Consider the following 16,182-nt stretch of genomic DNA (forward strand, 5'->3'; position numbering starts at 1 on the left):
GCGCATCGGGCGGGTCGGGGTCTTCGCGCAGCAGTTGTTCGCCGGTGGTGGGCGTGGTTGATTAGTGGTGGGCCGGTGCCGTTGGTCCAGGCGTCAAGCTTGGTCGCATGCCGCACCAGCGTGCGTTCGGCTTCGGCCACGTCGGTGGGCGAGACGCAGGAGGGCAGCAGGTCCACGGCGTGGCAAACGGCGCGGATATGGTCCCCACCGACCGTGCCGGCTTCGACCGCCGCCGCCAACTCCGGCAGCTCGGGCTGCAGGGTCGGACCGGTCAGCGAGCGGCGCGGCCTGATCCGCGCGGCGATTCTGAAGCGCCGAATGAGCTCCTTGGGCGGGAGGCGCAGCCGCGCCCACAGCAGTTCTCGCACCGCCGGAATGCAGTCGCCACCGTCGGACGGTTCGGCGATCTCGGCGAAGAAGCGATACGTCAGGCCGCGGTTCGTCCGGTCCTGCGTCTCCAGCCGCTCGGCGACGTCGACGCGAAACCGATTGCCCACCACATCGGAGCTGGTTTCGCGCAGCACGGCATGGGCGGCGTCGATAGCGTCGAGAGCAGCACCGATCCGCTCCCGTGCTTCCTCGAGACCCACGCGTGAAGCCATGGCGCCGACGTTATGAACCGCCTCCGTCAGGTTCGGTGCCCCGGGGCCGGCTGCGCTCTTAGCCTGTGGACGACCCCGCGACTGTGGATAACTCGAGCGGCGGGCCTTCCTGGCAGAACGGCTGCGTGACGTGCGAGTATGGAGCCAACCAGCGACCGGTCAAGTGATGTGCGAATGCCTTTTGTTGACAAGCCGACGGGGCGCGTTGTTGCGCTGCTCGTCCTGATGATCTTGGTTGCTGCTGCCCTTCGCGGATATCTACCGGCCCAAGACCGCTCTGTGCACACAGAACCCGGGGGCGGCCGAGCGGCGCTCGTTTTCATCATCGTGGCACTCAGCGCCACGGTCGCGCTGCTGGTGATCGCCGTCATCGCGCGATTGCGAGATCCACGTTCGCCGGCACCTACCGCGGGAGAGCTGTCCGAACTGCTCGGCATCGGCAAGGGCCGACCGAATTGGCGCGTGTTGGTGATCGGGCTCGCGCTGATCCTCGCCTGGATGCTGATCGTGATTCTGCTGGCTCGACTGTTCGTACCGCACACCGCGAACACCGGGGAAGCCGCTCCGATTCCGACCGCCCCGCCATCGGGACAGGCCAACGGCCAGCCGCCGCAACAACATTCGCACAACAAGACACAAGATACGCTCGGAATACTGGTTGCCAGCACGATCGCGATGCTGCTGGTGATCGTCACCGGCTCGGTGATCATGGCGCGACGACGTTGGCGGGCGAGCGCACCGCGCACGATCGGCGACGATCACGTCGAATCGCCCACACCGGCGCCGGCTTCCGAATCGCTGGTCCGCGCGGCCGAAGTCGGACTGGCGACGATAGGCGACCTCAACCGGGAACCCCGAGAGGCAATCATCGCATGCTATGCGGCGATGGAGCGCGAGCTCGCCAACGTTCCGGAAGCTGCTCCCCAGGACTTCGACACGCCGACGGAAGTCCTCGTCCGCGCCGTGCAACACCAAGCGCTGCGCGCCGACAATGCTGTGCAGCTGGTGAACCTGTTCGAAGAGGCGCGATTTTCGCCGCACGTCATGAACGAGGGGCACCGCGAGATGGCGGAAAACGTGCTGCGGGTGGTTATCGCGGAGTTGCGGAGTTCCGTGTGAAAAAGCTCGTGGCCCTGGGAGTTTGCCTCATCATCGTGATAGAGCTGTTGGCTCTTACACTGCACGACCGCCCGTTCCTGTTGGCGGCCTCGGGTGCTGCCCTGGCTCTGGTACTGCTCAACCTGCGCCGGTTCCTGGGTCGCGGATCCGATCCTCCTGGGCAGATCACTCCCGACGATCTCGGGGATTCGTTGCGCCGCTGGCTGTCCACCACCGAGACCACGATCCGGTGGTCGGACTCCACCCGAGCCGACTGGGACCGCCACCTGCGTCCGATGCTCGCCCGGCGGTACGAAATGACCACGGGCCAAAGGCAATCCAAGGACCCCGGGGCATATCACGCTACCGGCCGAATGCTCTTCGGTCCCGAACTGTGGGACTGGGTCAACCCGAACAACGTCACGCGCACCGGTGACCGCGAGCCCGGTCCCGGCCGTGCCGCGCTGGAAGAAATCCTGCGAAGGTTGGAACAAGTGTGATTGGGGGCACCACACGGATATGAGTCTGCCGGCCACGACAACCACCGCCCACTGCGAGGCGGTACTCGACGAGATCGAACGCGTGGTAGTGGGCAAGCGCTCCGCGCTCACCCTCATCCTCACCGCGGTACTCGCGCGCGGCCATGTGCTCATCGAGGACCTACCGGGTCTCGGTAAGACACTGATCGCGAGATCCTTCGCCGCCGCCTTGGGCCTGAGATTCACCCGCGTGCAGTTCACCCCCGACCTGCTGCCCGCCGACCTGCTGGGCTCGACGATTTACGACATGCAGTCGGGCCACTTCGCGTTCCGGGCCGGCCCTATCTTCACCAACTTGCTGCTCGCCGACGAGATCAACCGCACACCGCCGAAGACGCAGGCGGCGCTGCTCGAGGCCATGGCCGAGGGCCAGGTCAGTATCGACGGCGAAACCCATAAGCTCCCAATGCCCTTCATCGTTCTGGCCACCGACAACCCGATCGAATACGAGGGCACTTATCCGTTGCCGGAGGCTCAGCTGGATCGATTCGCCATCAGGCTGGAACTGCGATACCTCTCGGAGCGGGACGAGACCGCGATGTTGCGCCGCCGCCTCGAGCGCGGTTCGGCCGAGCCGACCGTCAATCAGGTGGTGGATGCTCACGACTTGCTGGCGATGCGCGAGTCCGTCGAGCAGGTGACCGTGCACGAGGACGTGCTGCATTACGTGGTGTCGCTGGCCACCGCCACGCGCCACCACCCTCAGGTCGCCGTGGGGGCCAGCCCGCGCGCCGAACTCGACCTGGTCCAACTCGCCCGTGCGCGAGCGCTTTTGCTCGGGCGCGATTATGTCATTCCCGAAGATGTCAAGGCACTCGCAGTTGCGGCGGTCGCGCACCGGATCACCCTGCGGCCCGAGATGTGGGTGCGCAAGATTCAGGGCGCGGATATCGTCGCAGAACTCTTGCGGCGCTTGCCGGTTCCCCGAGCAAGCGGACCACACGGCGAGGCCGGATGACCTGCGGGTGAGCTCTCCATGAACCCTGGCCCCGACGTCGAATTGCGTTGGCGGGCATCCCCGCTGACGTTGGCAACCGCGACCTGCGCCGGGGCTGCGCTGGCCGTGGCGGTGATCGGTGCCCGCTGGCAGCTTTTGGCCTTCGCGGCACCGCTGCTGGGAGTGCTGTGTTCGCTGAGTTGGCAGCGCCCGGTGCCGAGGATCCGGGTGCACGCGGAACCGGTCTCGCAGCGCTGCTTTGAAAGCGAACAGGCCCGGGTGACACTGTGGGCCACCGAGGAATCCGCCGCAGCCGCCGGAGTTGCCGGGGCCGCGGCCGTCGAGCTCACCGTCGCGGAGGTCGCCGGCCTGCAGCTCGAGGTGCTCGACTCGACTTTGCCCCACACGAAGACCGTCGCGGCAACAGCGCAACGGTGGGGCCGATATTCGGTCGGTGCCCGGATAGAGGTACTTGCGCGCGGTGGCCTGCTGACCGGAACGGCCACCGTCGCAGCCGCCGACATCATCGTTTTTCCGCTCACGCCGCCGCAGTCGACACCAATTCCGCAGACCGAGTTGCTCGACCGCCTGGGCGCGCACCTCACGCGACACATAGGTCCGGGGGTCGAGTACGCCGACATTCGCCCCTATGTGCCCGGCGATCAACTGCGCGCGGTGAATTGGCCGGTCAGCGCGCGCCGCGGCCGGCTACATGTGACGCAGCGACTGACCGATCGTGCCGCCGACGTCGTGGTGCTGATCGACGCCTATCCGCAGCCGGCGGGCCCGGCAACCGAAGTCACCGAACGAGTCGTGCGCGGGGCGGCGCAGGTGGTGCAGACCGCTTTGCGCCATGGTGATCGCGCGGGGATCGTCAGCCTGGGCGGCAACCGCCCCCGATGGCTCGGCGCCGACATCGGGCAGCGCCAGTTTTACCGGGTCCTCGACACCGTGCTCGACGCCGGCGACCGGTACGAAAAGACAACGGGCACACTGGCACCGCGCGCGGCCGTTCCAGCGGGGGCGATCGTCATCGCATTCTCAACGCTGCTGGATACCGAATTCGCGCTGGCCTTGATCGATCTCCGCAAACGGGGCCATGTGGTGGTCGCCGTCGACATTCTCGACAGGTCCCCGTTCGCAGGCCGGCAGGATCCGCTGGTGGATAGATTGTGGGCGCTGCAGCGCTCCGCCATGTATCGCGACATGGCCACCGTCGGCGTGGACATCGTGTCCTGGCAAGGGGATCAGAGCCTGGAGCAGTCGATGGGCGTGTTGCCGGACCGTCGGCGTCGGGTGCGGGGACGGCTCAATGGTTAGCGGCAGACTTACGGGGCGGGCGCAGTCAAGCGCACTCGCCGTCTCGACGGCCTTCGGCGCCCTGATGGTCGGCCTGGCCGGTGTTGGCTCCCATGGGCCGGCTGTTGTCCTGGCCGCCGCCGCTTTGATCGCGGTAGGTGCCGGTCTGGTGTTCCGGCAGGCGGCGACATTCGCCGTGTTGCTGTCGGTGGCAACGATCCTGGCTTCCAATCCGTCGCCGGTGTTCGCCGCCTGGTCCGGGCTTTGCGCCGCCGGCTACCTGGTATGTCGCCACGCGGTCGGGGCGCACGCGGCCGCTGTTCTGTGGAGCTGGCCGACAGTCGTTGCGGCCGTGGGGTTTACCGCCGCGGGGCTGGTCGCGACATCTTTCCCGCTGGGGTTGCCGTGGTTGCCCCTGGCGGCGCCGCTGGGAGCCTTGGCGATCTACGTCCTGGCGACCCGTCCGTTCTTGGGTTGAGCGGCCTGTCGCCGAACGTGCACTCGTTACACTTTCGCCGCGTTACGGCCAAGCCGGGGAAGCTCTAGTGCAGCAGCCCGGCGGCGTGGTCGGCCAGGTCGAGCAGCGGCTGTGGGAAGACTCCCAAAGCGACGGTGACCGCGGCGCATACCGCGATCGCCGCCTTGCTCAAAATGCCGGGCGCCACTACCCGCGGGGTTTCGTCCGTGGCTTCGGTGAAGAACATCGACACGATGACCCGCACATAGAAATACGCGGCGACCCCACTGGCGACCACGCCGATGATCACCAGCGGCACCGCGCCGCCCTGGGCGGCGGCCTTGAACACCGCCAGTTTGCTGACGAACCCGCTCGTCAGCGGAATGCCGGCGAAGGCCAACAAGAACATCGAAAACATCACGCCCACAATGGGCGAGCGTTGTCCCAGGCCGGCCCAGTGCGACAGCGTGGCATCTTCGACACCGTCGGCGTTGCGGATCAGGCTCACGATGGCGAACGCGCCGACGGTGCTGAAGCTGTAGGCGACCAGATAGAACAAGGTCGCGGAGAGACCCGTCGTGTTGTCGGCGATCACACCGGTGAGGATGAAACCGACGTGCGCGACCGACGAATAGGCCAGCATCCGCTTGACATCGGTTTGGTTCACCGCGGTGATGGTGCCGACCGCCATGGTCAGGATCGAAATCGTCCAGAGCACCGGCCGCCATTGGTCGTGCAGCGGAGGCAGCGCGACGTAGACGACTCGAAGCAGCGCGCCGAACGCCGCGACCTTCGTCGCCGCCGCCATGAAGCCCGTGATCGGGGTGGGCGCGCCCTGATAGACGTCGGGTATCCACGAATGGAACGGAACCGCGCCTACCTTGAACAGCAACCCGACCGACAGCAGGGCGACACCGACCAACGCCATCGAACTATCGCCATGGGCGGCCAGCGCATCGCGGATGCCGGGCAGCAGGAGCGTGCCGGTCGCGCCGTAGAGCAACGCCACGCCGTAGAGAAAGAACGCCGACGAAAACGCGCCGAGCAGAAAGTATTTCATCGCCGCTTCCTGGGACAGCAGGCGGCGATGACGCGCGAGCCCGCACATCAGGTACAGGGGCAGCGAAAGGACTTCCAGCGCCACGAACATCGTCAGCAGGTCATTGGACGCGGGAAACACCATCATGCCGCCGACAGACAGCATCAGCAGCGGGAAGAGCTCCGTCTGGGCGGCCCCGGCCCTTTCCGCCTCGCGCTCGGCGTCGCTGCGCGGAACCGCGGACCCCTGGGCGGTGAAGGAATCCAAGCCACCAAGGCCCGCGGCGACTGCGACTTTGCTCTCCGACTTCGCCTGCCTCCGTTCGGCAATGAAGATGACCGCCAGCACCGCGACGAGCACGACGGTGCCCTGCAGATACAGGGTCGGCCGATCGATGGCCACGGCGCCGAGCACCGCGGCGCGGCCCGGCGGTTGAAGCGAACGGCTCACCTCGACGATCGCAACGAACGCGGCAACCAGGCCGGCGAGGGCCAGCGTCACCTGAGCGAGGTAACGAATTCGCCTGGGCACAAACGCTTCCACCAGCACGCCAGCCACCGCGACCGCGAAGACGATGAGCATCGGGCACAGCAGGAAGTACTCGACGCTGGGCGTGGGAAGGGTCATCGATGCGGTCCTTCCGCTGTCCGGGGCGCGGCCGCACCCGGCGGCACGATGGGCGCGGGATCATGCTGGCCGATGGTGGTCATGGTGTTCTCGACGGCCGGATTGATCAGATCCAGCACCGGTTTGGGGTAGATCCCGAGAACGAACAACAACGCGATCAAAGGTGCCACGACAACCATTTCGCGAGCTCTCAGGTCACTAATGCGTTCGTTGCCGCTGGCCACCGGTCCGGTCATCACCCGCTGGTAGAGCCAGAGCATGTAGATTGCCGAGAGCACGAGGGCGCTGACGCCGAACGTCGCCGCCAGCCAGTACCGGTTGAAAGTTCCCAGGAGGACTAGGAATTCGCTGATGAACGGCGCCAGGCCGGGCAGTGACAGGGTGGCCATGGCGGAGACCAAAAAGGTGCCCGCCAGAATGGGCGCGACCTTCTGCACGCCGCCGTAGTCTGCGATCGCCCGGCTGCCGTGCCGGGAGATCAAGAAGCCCGCGATGAGGAACACCGCCGCGGTCGAGAGCCCGTGGTTGAGCATGTACAGCGTCGACCCGCTCTGGCCCTGGGTGGTCATCACGAAGATGCCCAGGATGATGAACCCGAAGTGCGAGATCGATGTGTAGGCGATCAGGCGCATGATGTCAGCCTGGCCGATCGCGACGATTGCGCCGTAGATCACCCCGATGACGGCCAAAACGATGATCAGCGGACGGAAATATGTTGCGGCGCTGGGAAAAAGCTGCAGGCAGTAGCGGAGCATGCCGAAGGTGCCGACCTTGTCCATCACCGCCATCATCAGCACGGCGGACGCCGGCGTGGCCTCGACCGCGGCATCGGGCAGCCAGCGGTGGAACGGCCACAGCGGGGCTTTGATCGCGAAGGCGAACATGAAACCCAGGAACAGCGCCTTGATCACCGCGGGGTCCGCGCCGTAGCGGCCGGACGCGACGCCGGCCACGATGTCGCGAAAGTCGAATGTGCCCGGGCCGTGCTGCGTGGTCACCACGTACAGCCCGATCACGGCTGCGAGCATGATCAGACCGCCGAACAAGTTGTACAGCAGGAACTTCACCGCCGCGCGAGACCTTCCGGTGCCGCCGCCGAAGCCGCCGATCAGGAAGTACATCGGGACGAGCATGGCCTCGAAGAACACGTAGAAGAGCAACACGTCCAGCGCGACCACCGAGACCAGCACCATCGATTCGATGGCCAGCGTCAGGGCGACATAGGCGTGCACCCCTCGTGGCCTGTCACCACCGCCGTCGTTCCAGCCGGCCACCTGAAGCAGGGGAATCAGCACCGCCGTCAGCAGCACCAGCACCACCGCGATGCCGTCCACGCCGAGGGAGTATCCGGCCCCGAACGCCGGTATCCACCTATGACTTTCGACGAATTGATACGTAGCACCGCCGGTCTTGAAGCCGGCGGTGACCACGATCGCCACCGCGAGGGTCAGCACGCCGAAGACCAGGCCGGTCCACTTGGCGAGCTGCCGCATTCCCGGGGGCAGCAGGATGATGAGCACCGAACCGGCCAGCGGCACCAGCCACAGCACGCTCAGCCAGGGGATGTGCATGGAAGTCGAGTTCACCAGAACCTCACCGCCAGGATCAGCGCGGCCACCAGCACGGCGCCCGCCAACATGGACAATGCGTAGTTGCGGGCGAACCCGGTTTGGAATCGCCGTAGCCGATTCGATGTGCGGCTCACCATTGCGGCCAGCGCGTTGACCGAGCCGTCCACGCCGGCGTTGTCGAGTTCGACCAGCGCGTGCGTCAGTTCCGCGCCGGGCCGCATGAACACCTCCTCGTTGAACGCATCGCCGTAGAGGTCATTGCGGGCGGCCGTCGTCGCCGGGGAAACCACCACCGGGGCCACCGCGGGGATCTCCGCCTTGCCGCCGTACATCCGGTAGGCCACCGCAATACCGACGGCGACGACGCCGAGCGCCAGGCAGGTGCTGACCCAGACCGGGACGGCGTGGGTCACTTCTTCGTGAGCCCCGACCACCGGTTCGAGCCAGCGCTGCATGGTCCCGCGCCACGCCAGCAGGCCGCCGGAGAACACCGAGCCAACGGCAAGCAGGATCATCGGCCACGTCATCACGGCCGGTGCCTCGTGCGGGTGGGTGCCCGGGGCCCAACGCTTTTGACCGAAGAACGTCATCAGCATGACCCGGGTCATGTAGAAGGCCGTGATCCCGGCGCCTAGCAGCGCCGCCCCGCCCAGCACGTAACCGCGGGTGCCGCCGGCCCCGAGCGCCGCCTCGATGATGGCGTCCTTGGAGAAGAAGCCGGCGAACGGCGGCACGCCGATGATCGCCAGATAGCCCAAACCGAACGTGGCGAAGGTAATCGGCAGCGCGGCGCGCAGGCCGCCGTAACGGCGCATGTCCTGCTCTTCGTGCATCGCGTGAATCACGGCGCCGGAGCCCAGGAACAACCCGGCCTTGAAGAAACCGTGGGTGAGCAGATGCATGATCGCGAAGGCGTAGCCGGCGGTGCCCAGCCCGGCCGCGAGAACCATGTACCCGATCTGGCTGATCGTCGATGCGGCCAACGCGCGCTTGATGTCGTCCTTGGCGCAGCCGATGATGGCGCCGAACAGCAGGGTGACGGCGCCGACGATCACCACGGCCAATCGCGCGTCGGGCGCCAGGTTGTAGAGCGGGTTGGAGCGCACGATCAAGTACACGCCCGCGGTCACCATCGTCGCCGCGTGGATCAGCGCGGAGACCGGCGTGGGGCCCTCCATCGCGTCACCCAACCAAGCCTGCAGCGGAACCTGGGCCGATTTGGCGCAGGCGCCCAGCAGCAGCAGTAACCCCATTGCGGTCAACGCGCCCCGGCTCGCCCCGGGCGCGCCGGCGAACACCCCGGCGTACGACAGCGTGCCGAATGTGCTGAACATCAAGAACATTCCCACGGCCAGGCCGGCATCGCCGACTCGGTTCATCACGAACGCCTTCTTGGCCGCCGCGGCCGCGGTCGGCTTGTGATACCAGAAACCGATCAGCAGGTAGGAGGCCAGGCCGACGCCTTCCCAGCCGACGTAGAGCACCACATAGTTGTCGGCGACCACCAACAGCAGCATCGACGCCAGAAACAGATTCAGATAGCCGAAAAAACGACGGCGGTCCGGGTCCGCTGCCATGTAGCCGACCGAATAGATATGGATCAGCGATCCGACCCCGGAGATCAGCAGCACGAAGCACAAGGAGAGCTGGTCGATCTGCAGCCCGAAGTCGACCTGAAGTTGCCCGACCGGTATCCAGCTGAACACCTTCTGATGGATGGCTCGATCGGCGTCGTTTCGCGCGAGCATGTCGACGAGCAGGCTCAGCCCGACCCCGAATGCCGCCAGCGCGGCCACACAACCCAATAGGTGGCCCCACGCGTCGGTGCGTCTGCCACCGAACAGCAAGACGGCGGCGCCTGCCAGGGGTAGGGCCACGAGCAGCCAGGTGAAGTGTGTCATCTTGGCGTTCTTAGCCTTTGAGTAGATTCGCGTCGTCGACCGACGCGGATTTGCGGGCGCGGAAAATCGTCATGATGATGGCCAGGCCGACAACCACCTCGCAGGCTGCGACCACCATGGTGAAGAACGCAATCATCTGCCCGTCCAGATGGCCATGCATCCGCGAGAACGTGACGAACGCGAGGTTGACGGCGTTGAGCATCAGTTCAACGCACATGAACATCACGATGGCGTTGCGGCGCAACAGCACACCCCCGGCCCCGATGGTGAACAGCAGCGCCGAAAGGTACAGGTAATTAGCCGGATTCACGACGCACCGCCTTTCACGGCTTCGGCGGAACGGTCACCCCGGGGGTCGGCAAGCTGCGGGCGGTCGGCGTTGCCGATGCGCAGTATCGAGGACACCGACAAGTCCGAGTAGGAGCCGTCGGGCAGCCTGGCGGCGACGTCGACGGCGTTCTGGCGTGCGTACACGCCGGGGTTGGGCAGCGGGGTGGGGTGTCCGCCCGGCCGGAAGCGTTCCTCGGCGAGTTCCCGCTGGGTTTTGCGGCGTTCGAAGCGTTCCCGGTGCGCCAACACCATCGCCCCGACCGCCGCGGTGATCAGCAGCGCGCTGGTCAGTTCGAACGCCCACAGGTAACGCGAAAAGATCAGGGCCGCCAGGCCTTCGACGTTGCCGTTGGAGTTGGCGGCGGCCACTCCGACGAAACCTCCGGTCGCCGCGTTGCCGATACCGGCGAGCAGCAGGATGCCGAAGCCGAGGCCGACCGCGACCGCCGCGATGCGCTGGCCACGCAGCGTCTCCTTGAGCGATTCCGCGGAGTCGACGCCGATCAGCATCAGCACGAACAGGAAGAGCATCATCACCGCGCCGGTGTAGACCACGACCTGGACGACGCCCAGAAACAGCGCGTCCTGGATCATGTAGAACACCGCCAGGATGATCATCGTCATCGCCAGGAACATCGCCGAGTAGACCGCGTTGACCGAAAGTACGACGCCGAGCGCGCCGATCAGCGCCAGCGCCCCCAATATCCAGAACGTGGCCGCTTCACCGGTGGAGGTGCGAACGATGGTGTCGGCGGCGAGGTTTGATACGGGGCCGGTGATCATTGGGCTCCTCCGGCCTCGGATCCGGCGCTCTCGTGCTCGCGCAGCCCGGCTGCGGTCACGTTGCCCTCGTAGTAGTCCTTGTCGGTCGCGCCCGCGGCCCTCGGATGCGGCGGCGCGGTCATTCCCGGCAGCAGCGGCGCGAGCAGCCGGTCCTTCTCGTAGATGAGGTCGGCGCGGTTGTCGTCGGCCATCTCGTAGTCGTTGGTCATCGTCAGCGCCCTGGTCGGGCAGGCCTCGATGCACAGGCCGCAACCGATGCAACGCAGATAGTTGATCTGGTACACGCGGCCGTACCGTTCGCCCGGTGAATACCGCAGCTCCTCGGTGTTGTCGGCGCCCTCGACGTAGATGGCGTCGGCGGGGCACGCCCAGGCGCACAGCTCGCACCCGATGCATTTCTCCAGACCGTCGGGATACCGGTTGAGTTGGTGACGGCCGTGATAGCGCGGCGCGACCGGGCCCGGCTTCTCCGGATACTCCTCGGTGACCCTCTTCTTGAACATCGACCCGAACGTCACGCCGAAGCCCGCAACGGCGTCAAGAAACCTAGGCACGTGCTTTCTCCTTGCTGGCGCCGACTTTCTGCCCCGGCAGCGGCGGTGTCGGGAATGCCGGCTCGATGCTTGCCGCGCCGCCGGGCGCCGCGGCTTCGCCGCGCTGCCGGCGGAGCTGCCGCTCCATCGCACGAAGGCTGGGGGCAGTGAACGGTCTTCGCAGCAGCAGCACCAAAGCCGAGGCCACGACGAGGCTGCTGATCACCAGCACCGGCGTCCAATGCGCGTACCCCTGGTTGCGCATCGTGCGGATGACGGCGGCGATGATGATCCACACCAGCGCGACGGGGATCAGCAGCCGCCAGCCCAGCGCCATGAACTGGTCGTAACGCAGCCGGGGCAGGCTGGCGCGCAGCCACATGTAGATGAACAGGAACGTCCACATCTTGGCGGTGAACCAGAGCAGCGGCCACCAGCCGACGTTGGCGCCCGGCCACATGTTGATCGGCCAGGGAGCATGCCAGCCGCCGAAGAACATGACCGTCGCGAGCGACGAGACCGTCATCATGTTGACGTATTCGGCCAACATGAACATCGCGAACTTCAGGGACGAATACTCGGTGTGGAAGCCGGCGACGAGCTCACCCTCGGCCTCCGGCAAATCGAATGGGGCGCGGTTGGTTTCACCGACCATTGAGATCAGGTAAATGATGAACGACGGCAGCAACAGGAACACATACCACACCCGGTTCTGGGCGCCGACGATCTGCGATGTCGACATGGAGCCGGCGTAGAGGAACACCGCCGCGAACGACAGTCCCATCGCCACCTCGTAGGAGATGACCTGCGCGGTGGATCGCACCCCGCCAAGCAGCGGATAGGTGGATCCCGACGCCCAGCCGCCCAGGACGATCCCATAGACGCCGATCGCCGACAGCCCCAAAATGAAGAGCACGGCGACCGGCAGGTCGGTCAGCTGCAGCGGCGTCCGATGACCGAAGATCGACACGACCGGCCCGAACGGAATGAACGCGAACGCCGTGAAGGCGGGAATCACCGAAATGACCGGTGCCGCAAAATAGACGAACTTGTCGATGCCGCCGGGCGTGATGCTTTCCTTCAGCGCCAGCTTGATCCCGTCGGCCAGGCTCTGCAGGGCGCCCCACGGTCCGGCCCGGTTGGGCCCGGGCCTCAGCTGCATCCAGCCCAATATCTTGCGCTCGAGCAGGATCGCGACCAACACATTCAGCATGAGGAAGACAAAGATGGCCAGCGACTTGCCCAGCACCAACCACCAGGTGTCGTGCCCGAACGCGCTCAACGGGGTGTTCATGTGCCAACTCCGATTCCCACGATGCTGCCGATGGTCACGCCCAATTTCCGGTGCACCGCGCAACCCGGCGAGTTCAGCGGCAGCCACACCACCCGGTCGGGCATGTCGGTGACGCTCAGCGGCAGTGTGATCGATCCCCGCGGCGTACTGACCGTGACGTTGTCACCGTCGGCTGCGCCGATCTCGGCCGCGGTCTCAGCGGACAGCCGGACGACCGGTTCGCGCGCCGTGCCGGCCAAATGCGGTTCGCCGTCCTGCATCCGGCCCTGGTCGAGCAGCAATCGCCAACCGGCAAGCACGGCTTGCCCTTTTTCAGGCCCCGTCCCGGCCTTGGCGGGCTCCGGGACCTGCGGGCCGGCGGGGTGGTCGCCGTCCCAGTTTCCCAGCCCGGCCAGCTCCGCGCGCGCGGTCTCGACGGTCGTCGTTCCGAGGTAGACACCCAACTCGTCGGCAAGGGTGTCGAGCACGCGATGATCCGGCTGGCCCGCCTGCTGTGTGGTGCCGTGCAGCGCGGGGGCAAACCCGCGGTATCGGCCCTCCCAGTTGACGAATGCGCCGGACTTCTGCGCCGTCGGCGCGACGGGGAACACCACGTCCGCGCGTTCGGTGACCGCGCTGTGCCGCAGCTCCAGGCTGACGACGAAGCCGGCGCCGTCCAGCGCCGCGTGCACCGCCTCCGGATCGGGGAAGTCACCCGCCTCGATGCCGCCGACCAGCAGCGCACCCAAGGATCCGTCGGCGGCGGCGGCGAGGATGGCCTGGGCGTCGCGCCCCGGGGCGGAGGGCAATTCGTCGACGTGCCAGGCCGAGGCAACCTGTGCCCGAGCGGCGTCATCGGCAACCGGGCGGCCGCCGGGCAACAGCGTCGGCAATGCGCCGGCCTCCAGCGCTCCGCGCTCGCCGGCGCGCCGCGGAACCCACGCCAGCCGGGCGCCCGTCGTGTCGGCGAGCCGGGCCGCCGCGGAAAATCCGCCGGGCGCTGCGGCCAGGCGTTCCCCGATCATGATCACCGCGCCGGGTTTGGAGAGCAGGTCAGCCAGCTCTCCGCCGGCCAGGCCGTCCAGCGCCGAAGCTTCGGCTCCCGGAACGGTTTTGATCAGCCTGCCCGCCATCTTCGTCAGCCCGCGGGTGGTGAAGGGTGCGACCGAGTAGATCGGGACGCGGTGCTTGCGGGCGGCCTTGCGCAACCGCAGGAACACGATCGGCGACTCGTCCTCCGGCTCGAACCCGACCAGCAGCACCACCGGCGCCGATTCGAGGTCGGAGTAGCTGACGGTCACCGGCCGGCCGGCGACGCGGGCGGTCAGGAAGTCGGTCTCCTCGGCCGAATGCGGACGAGCGCGGAAGTCGATATCGTTGGTGTCCAAGACGATTCGCGCAAACTTGCTGTAGGCGTAGGCGTCCTCCCAGGTCACCCGGCCGCCGACCAATACCCCGGTGCGCCCGCGAGCCGCCTCGAGTCCCTCGGCCGCCGCCACGATCGCGTGCGACCACGACGCGGGCTGCAGCTCGCCGTCTGCGCCGCGGATCAGGGGAGTGGTGAGTACGTCCGGCTGGGTTGCGTAGGTGAAGGCCCACCGGCCCTTGTCGCAGTTCCACTCCTCGTTGACCTCGGGGTCGTCACCAGCCAGCCGGCGCAGCACCTTGCCGCGCCGATGGTCGGTGCGCTGCGCGCATCCCGACGCGCAGTGCTCGCACACGCTCGGGCTGGAGACCAGGTCGAAGGGCCGGGCCCGGAAACGATAAGCGGTACCGGTCAATGCGCCCACCGGGCAGATCTGCACGGTGTTACCCGAAAAGTACGAGTCGAACGGCTCATTGGCGTAGATGCCGACCTGCTGCAGAGCGCCGCGCTCCTGCATGTCGATGAAGATGTCACCGGCGATCTGTTCGGAGAACCGGGTGCAGCGGGCGCACAGGATGCACCGCTCGCGGTCCAGCAGCACCTCGGAGGAGATGTTGATGGGCTTGGCGAAGGTCCGCTTGACGTCGGTGAACCGAGAGTCCTCCCGCCCGTTGGACATCGCCTGGTTCTGCAGCGGGCATTCGCCGCCCTTGTCGCACATCGGGCAGTCCAGCGGATGGTTGATCAGCAGCAGCTCCATGACGCCGTGCTGGGCCTTGTCCGCGGCCTCCGAGGTGAGCTGCGTGCGCACCACCATGTCGTCGGTGGCCACGGTGGTGCACGATGCCATCGGCTTGCGTTGCCCCTCGACCTCGACGAGACACTGCCGGCACGCCCCCACCGGGTCCAACAATGGGTGGTCGCAGAACCGCGGGATCTGGACGCCCATCAACTCGGCCGCGCGGATCACCAAAGTCCCCTTGGGAACGCTGATCTCGTTGCCGTCGATCGTGAGCGTCACCATCTCCGGCGTGCTCGCACGGTTCTCGGTGTCGGCCGCCTGAGTCATCGGCGCCGCTCCTCCTCACTGCTTCGCATTGCATCGTCGCCGGCGCGTGTCATGAGCCCTTTCCGTTCGGCGTCAGCATGGAGTCTCGGGGGTCGAACGGGCAGCCGCCGCCTTCGACGTGTGCGACGTACTCGTCCCGGAAGTACTTGATCGACGACATCACCGGGCTGGCAGCGCCATCGCCCAACGCGCAGAACGACTTTCCCAGGATGGTGTCGGAGATGTCGAGCAGCTTGTCGAGATCTTCCTGCGTTCCCCGCCCCGTTTCGAGCCGCTTGTAGATCTGGGTCAGCCAGTAGGTGCCCTCCCGGCACGGCGTGCATTTGCCGCACGACTCGTGCTGGTAGAACTCGGTCCAGCGGCGCACGGCGCGCACCACACACGTGGTCTCGTCGAAAATCTCGAGCGCCTTGGTCCCCAGCATCGATCCGGCGCCCCCGACGCCCTCGTAATCCAGTGGCACGTCGAGATGTTCGTCGGTGAGCAGCGGCGTCGACGACCCGCCGGGCGTCCAGAACTTCAGCTGGTGCCCGGCCCGCACGCCGCCGGCGTAGTCGAGCAGCTCGCGCAGCGTGATGCCCAGCGGCGCCTCGTACTGGCCGGGTTTGGTGACATGCCCCGACAGCGAATACAGCGTGTAGCCAGGCGATTTCTCGCTGCCCATGGAGCGAAACCAGTCCACCCCGTTGAGCACGATCGACGGGACACTGGCGATGGTCTCGACGTTGTTGATCACCGTCGGGCAGCCGTACAGGCCC

General features: G+C 66.7%; 14 protein-coding genes and 1 pseudogene. 5 read left to right on the forward strand and 10 right to left on the reverse strand.

Annotated features, from left to right (window positions below):
• On the reverse strand, positions 1-602 hold a 602-nt coding region (locus JO059_RS07080), incomplete at its 3' end, for a DUF222 domain-containing protein (RefSeq protein ID WP_293315384.1).
• Between the two features lie 174 nt (positions 603-776).
• Between JO059_RS07080 and JO059_RS07085 the strand changes: the two genes are divergently transcribed.
• The 5 genes from JO059_RS07085 to JO059_RS07105 are packed head-to-tail and all read left to right on the forward strand — an operon-like array spanning position 777 to position 4,953.
• Positions 777-1,721, forward strand: coding sequence for a DUF4129 domain-containing protein (locus JO059_RS07085; protein WP_293315385.1), 945 nt, complete (start codon positions 777-779; stop codon positions 1,719-1,721).
• Entirely contained in the window at positions 1,718-2,200 is a 483-nt protein-coding gene (locus JO059_RS07090; protein ID WP_293315386.1) for a hypothetical protein, read from the forward strand. Before JO059_RS07085 ends, JO059_RS07090 begins: the two co-directional genes overlap by 4 nt.
• 19 nt (positions 2,201-2,219) lie before the next feature.
• Positions 2,220-3,197, forward strand: coding sequence for a MoxR family ATPase (locus tag JO059_RS07095; protein ID WP_293315387.1), 978 nt, complete (start codon positions 2,220-2,222; stop codon positions 3,195-3,197).
• Positions 3,198-3,215: 18 nt separating this feature from the next.
• Positions 3,216-4,496 carry a DUF58 domain-containing protein gene (locus tag JO059_RS07100; protein ID WP_293315388.1) on the forward strand — a complete coding sequence of 427 codons (1,281 nt, stop codon included), beginning with the start codon at positions 3,216-3,218 and terminating at the stop codon, positions 4,494-4,496.
• Complete coding sequence (locus JO059_RS07105) at positions 4,489-4,953, forward strand: hypothetical protein (RefSeq protein WP_293315389.1); 465 nt, start codon at positions 4,489-4,491, stop codon at positions 4,951-4,953. Before JO059_RS07100 ends, JO059_RS07105 begins: the two co-directional genes overlap by 8 nt.
• A 64-nt stretch (positions 4,954-5,017) precedes the next feature.
• Here JO059_RS07105 and nuoN read toward each other — a convergent pair whose 3' ends face one another.
• The 9 genes and pseudogenes from nuoN to JO059_RS07150 all read right to left on the reverse strand — a co-directional run.
• The gene (nuoN, locus tag JO059_RS07110) at positions 5,018-6,598 is read right to left on the reverse strand and encodes an NADH-quinone oxidoreductase subunit NuoN (protein WP_293315390.1); all 1,581 of its coding nucleotides are present in this window, start codon (positions 6,596-6,598) and stop codon (positions 5,018-5,020) included.
• Positions 6,595-8,169: an NADH-quinone oxidoreductase subunit M gene (locus JO059_RS07115; protein ID WP_293315396.1), complete on the reverse strand. Its 1,575-nt coding sequence runs from the start codon at positions 8,167-8,169 to the stop codon at positions 6,595-6,597. Before JO059_RS07115 ends, nuoN begins: the two co-directional genes overlap by 4 nt.
• Before the next feature lie 11 nt (positions 8,170-8,180).
• Entirely contained in the window at positions 8,181-10,070 is a 1,890-nt protein-coding gene (gene nuoL / locus JO059_RS07120; RefSeq protein WP_293315391.1) for an NADH-quinone oxidoreductase subunit L, read from the reverse strand.
• Between the two features lie 10 nt (positions 10,071-10,080).
• On the reverse strand, positions 10,081-10,380 hold the full coding sequence (nuoK, locus tag JO059_RS07125; protein WP_293315392.1) for an NADH-quinone oxidoreductase subunit NuoK: 300 nt from the start codon (positions 10,378-10,380) through the stop codon (positions 10,081-10,083).
• Positions 10,377-11,183, reverse strand: a complete 807-nt coding sequence (locus tag JO059_RS07130) for an NADH-quinone oxidoreductase subunit J (protein ID WP_293315393.1) — start codon at positions 11,181-11,183, stop codon at positions 10,377-10,379. The genes nuoK and JO059_RS07130 overlap by 4 nt, the downstream gene beginning before the upstream one ends.
• Positions 11,180-11,761 (reverse strand): annotated as a pseudogene (gene nuoI, locus JO059_RS07135) (NADH-quinone oxidoreductase subunit NuoI); the annotation flags it as partial. The pseudogene nuoI and the gene JO059_RS07130, both read right to left, overlap by 4 nt.
• Positions 11,730-12,998: an NADH-quinone oxidoreductase subunit NuoH gene (gene nuoH, locus JO059_RS07140; protein WP_293315397.1), complete on the reverse strand. Its 1,269-nt coding sequence runs from the start codon at positions 12,996-12,998 to the stop codon at positions 11,730-11,732. The pseudogene nuoI and the gene nuoH, both read right to left, overlap by 32 nt.
• 8 nt (positions 12,999-13,006) lie before the next feature.
• Complete coding sequence (locus tag JO059_RS07145) at positions 13,007-15,424, reverse strand: NADH-quinone oxidoreductase subunit G (RefSeq protein ID WP_293315394.1); 2,418 nt, start codon at positions 15,422-15,424, stop codon at positions 13,007-13,009.
• 49 nt (positions 15,425-15,473) lie between these two features.
• Positions 15,474-16,182: NADH-ubiquinone oxidoreductase-F iron-sulfur binding region domain-containing protein (locus JO059_RS07150; protein WP_293315395.1), on the reverse strand; the 709-nt coding region annotated here is incomplete at its 5' end.

Origin of the sequence: Mycobacterium sp. (assembly GCF_019247615.1) — a bacterium.
Lineage (GTDB): Bacteria > Actinomycetota > Actinomycetes > Mycobacteriales > Mycobacteriaceae > Mycobacterium.

What these genes read in the sequence shown, in the direction of transcription:
- JO059_RS07085 (WP_293315385.1), top strand. Translation starts at nt 777, where the DNA reads ATGCCTTTTGTTGACAAGCCGACGGGGCGCGTTGTTGCGCTGCTCGTC.
- JO059_RS07095 (WP_293315387.1), top strand. Translation starts at nt 2,220, where the DNA reads ATGAGTCTGCCGGCCACGACAACCACCGCCCACTGCGAGGCGGTACTC.
- JO059_RS07100 (WP_293315388.1), top strand. Translation starts at nt 3,216, where the DNA reads ATGAACCCTGGCCCCGACGTCGAATTGCGTTGGCGGGCATCCCCGCTG.
- JO059_RS07105 (WP_293315389.1), top strand. Translation starts at nt 4,489, where the DNA reads ATGGTTAGCGGCAGACTTACGGGGCGGGCGCAGTCAAGCGCACTCGCC.
- nuoN (WP_293315390.1), bottom strand. Translation starts at nt 6,598, where the DNA reads ATGACCCTTCCCACGCCCAGCGTCGAGTACTTCCTGCTGTGCCCGATG.
- JO059_RS07115 (WP_293315396.1), bottom strand. Translation starts at nt 8,169, where the DNA reads ATGCACATCCCCTGGCTGAGCGTGCTGTGGCTGGTGCCGCTGGCCGGT.
- nuoL (WP_293315391.1), bottom strand. Translation starts at nt 10,070, where the DNA reads ATGACACACTTCACCTGGCTGCTCGTGGCCCTACCCCTGGCAGGCGCC.
- JO059_RS07130 (WP_293315393.1), bottom strand. Translation starts at nt 11,183, where the DNA reads ATGATCACCGGCCCCGTATCAAACCTCGCCGCCGACACCATCGTTCGC.
- JO059_RS07145 (WP_293315394.1), bottom strand. Translation starts at nt 15,424, where the DNA reads ATGACTCAGGCGGCCGACACCGAGAACCGTGCGAGCACGCCGGAGATG.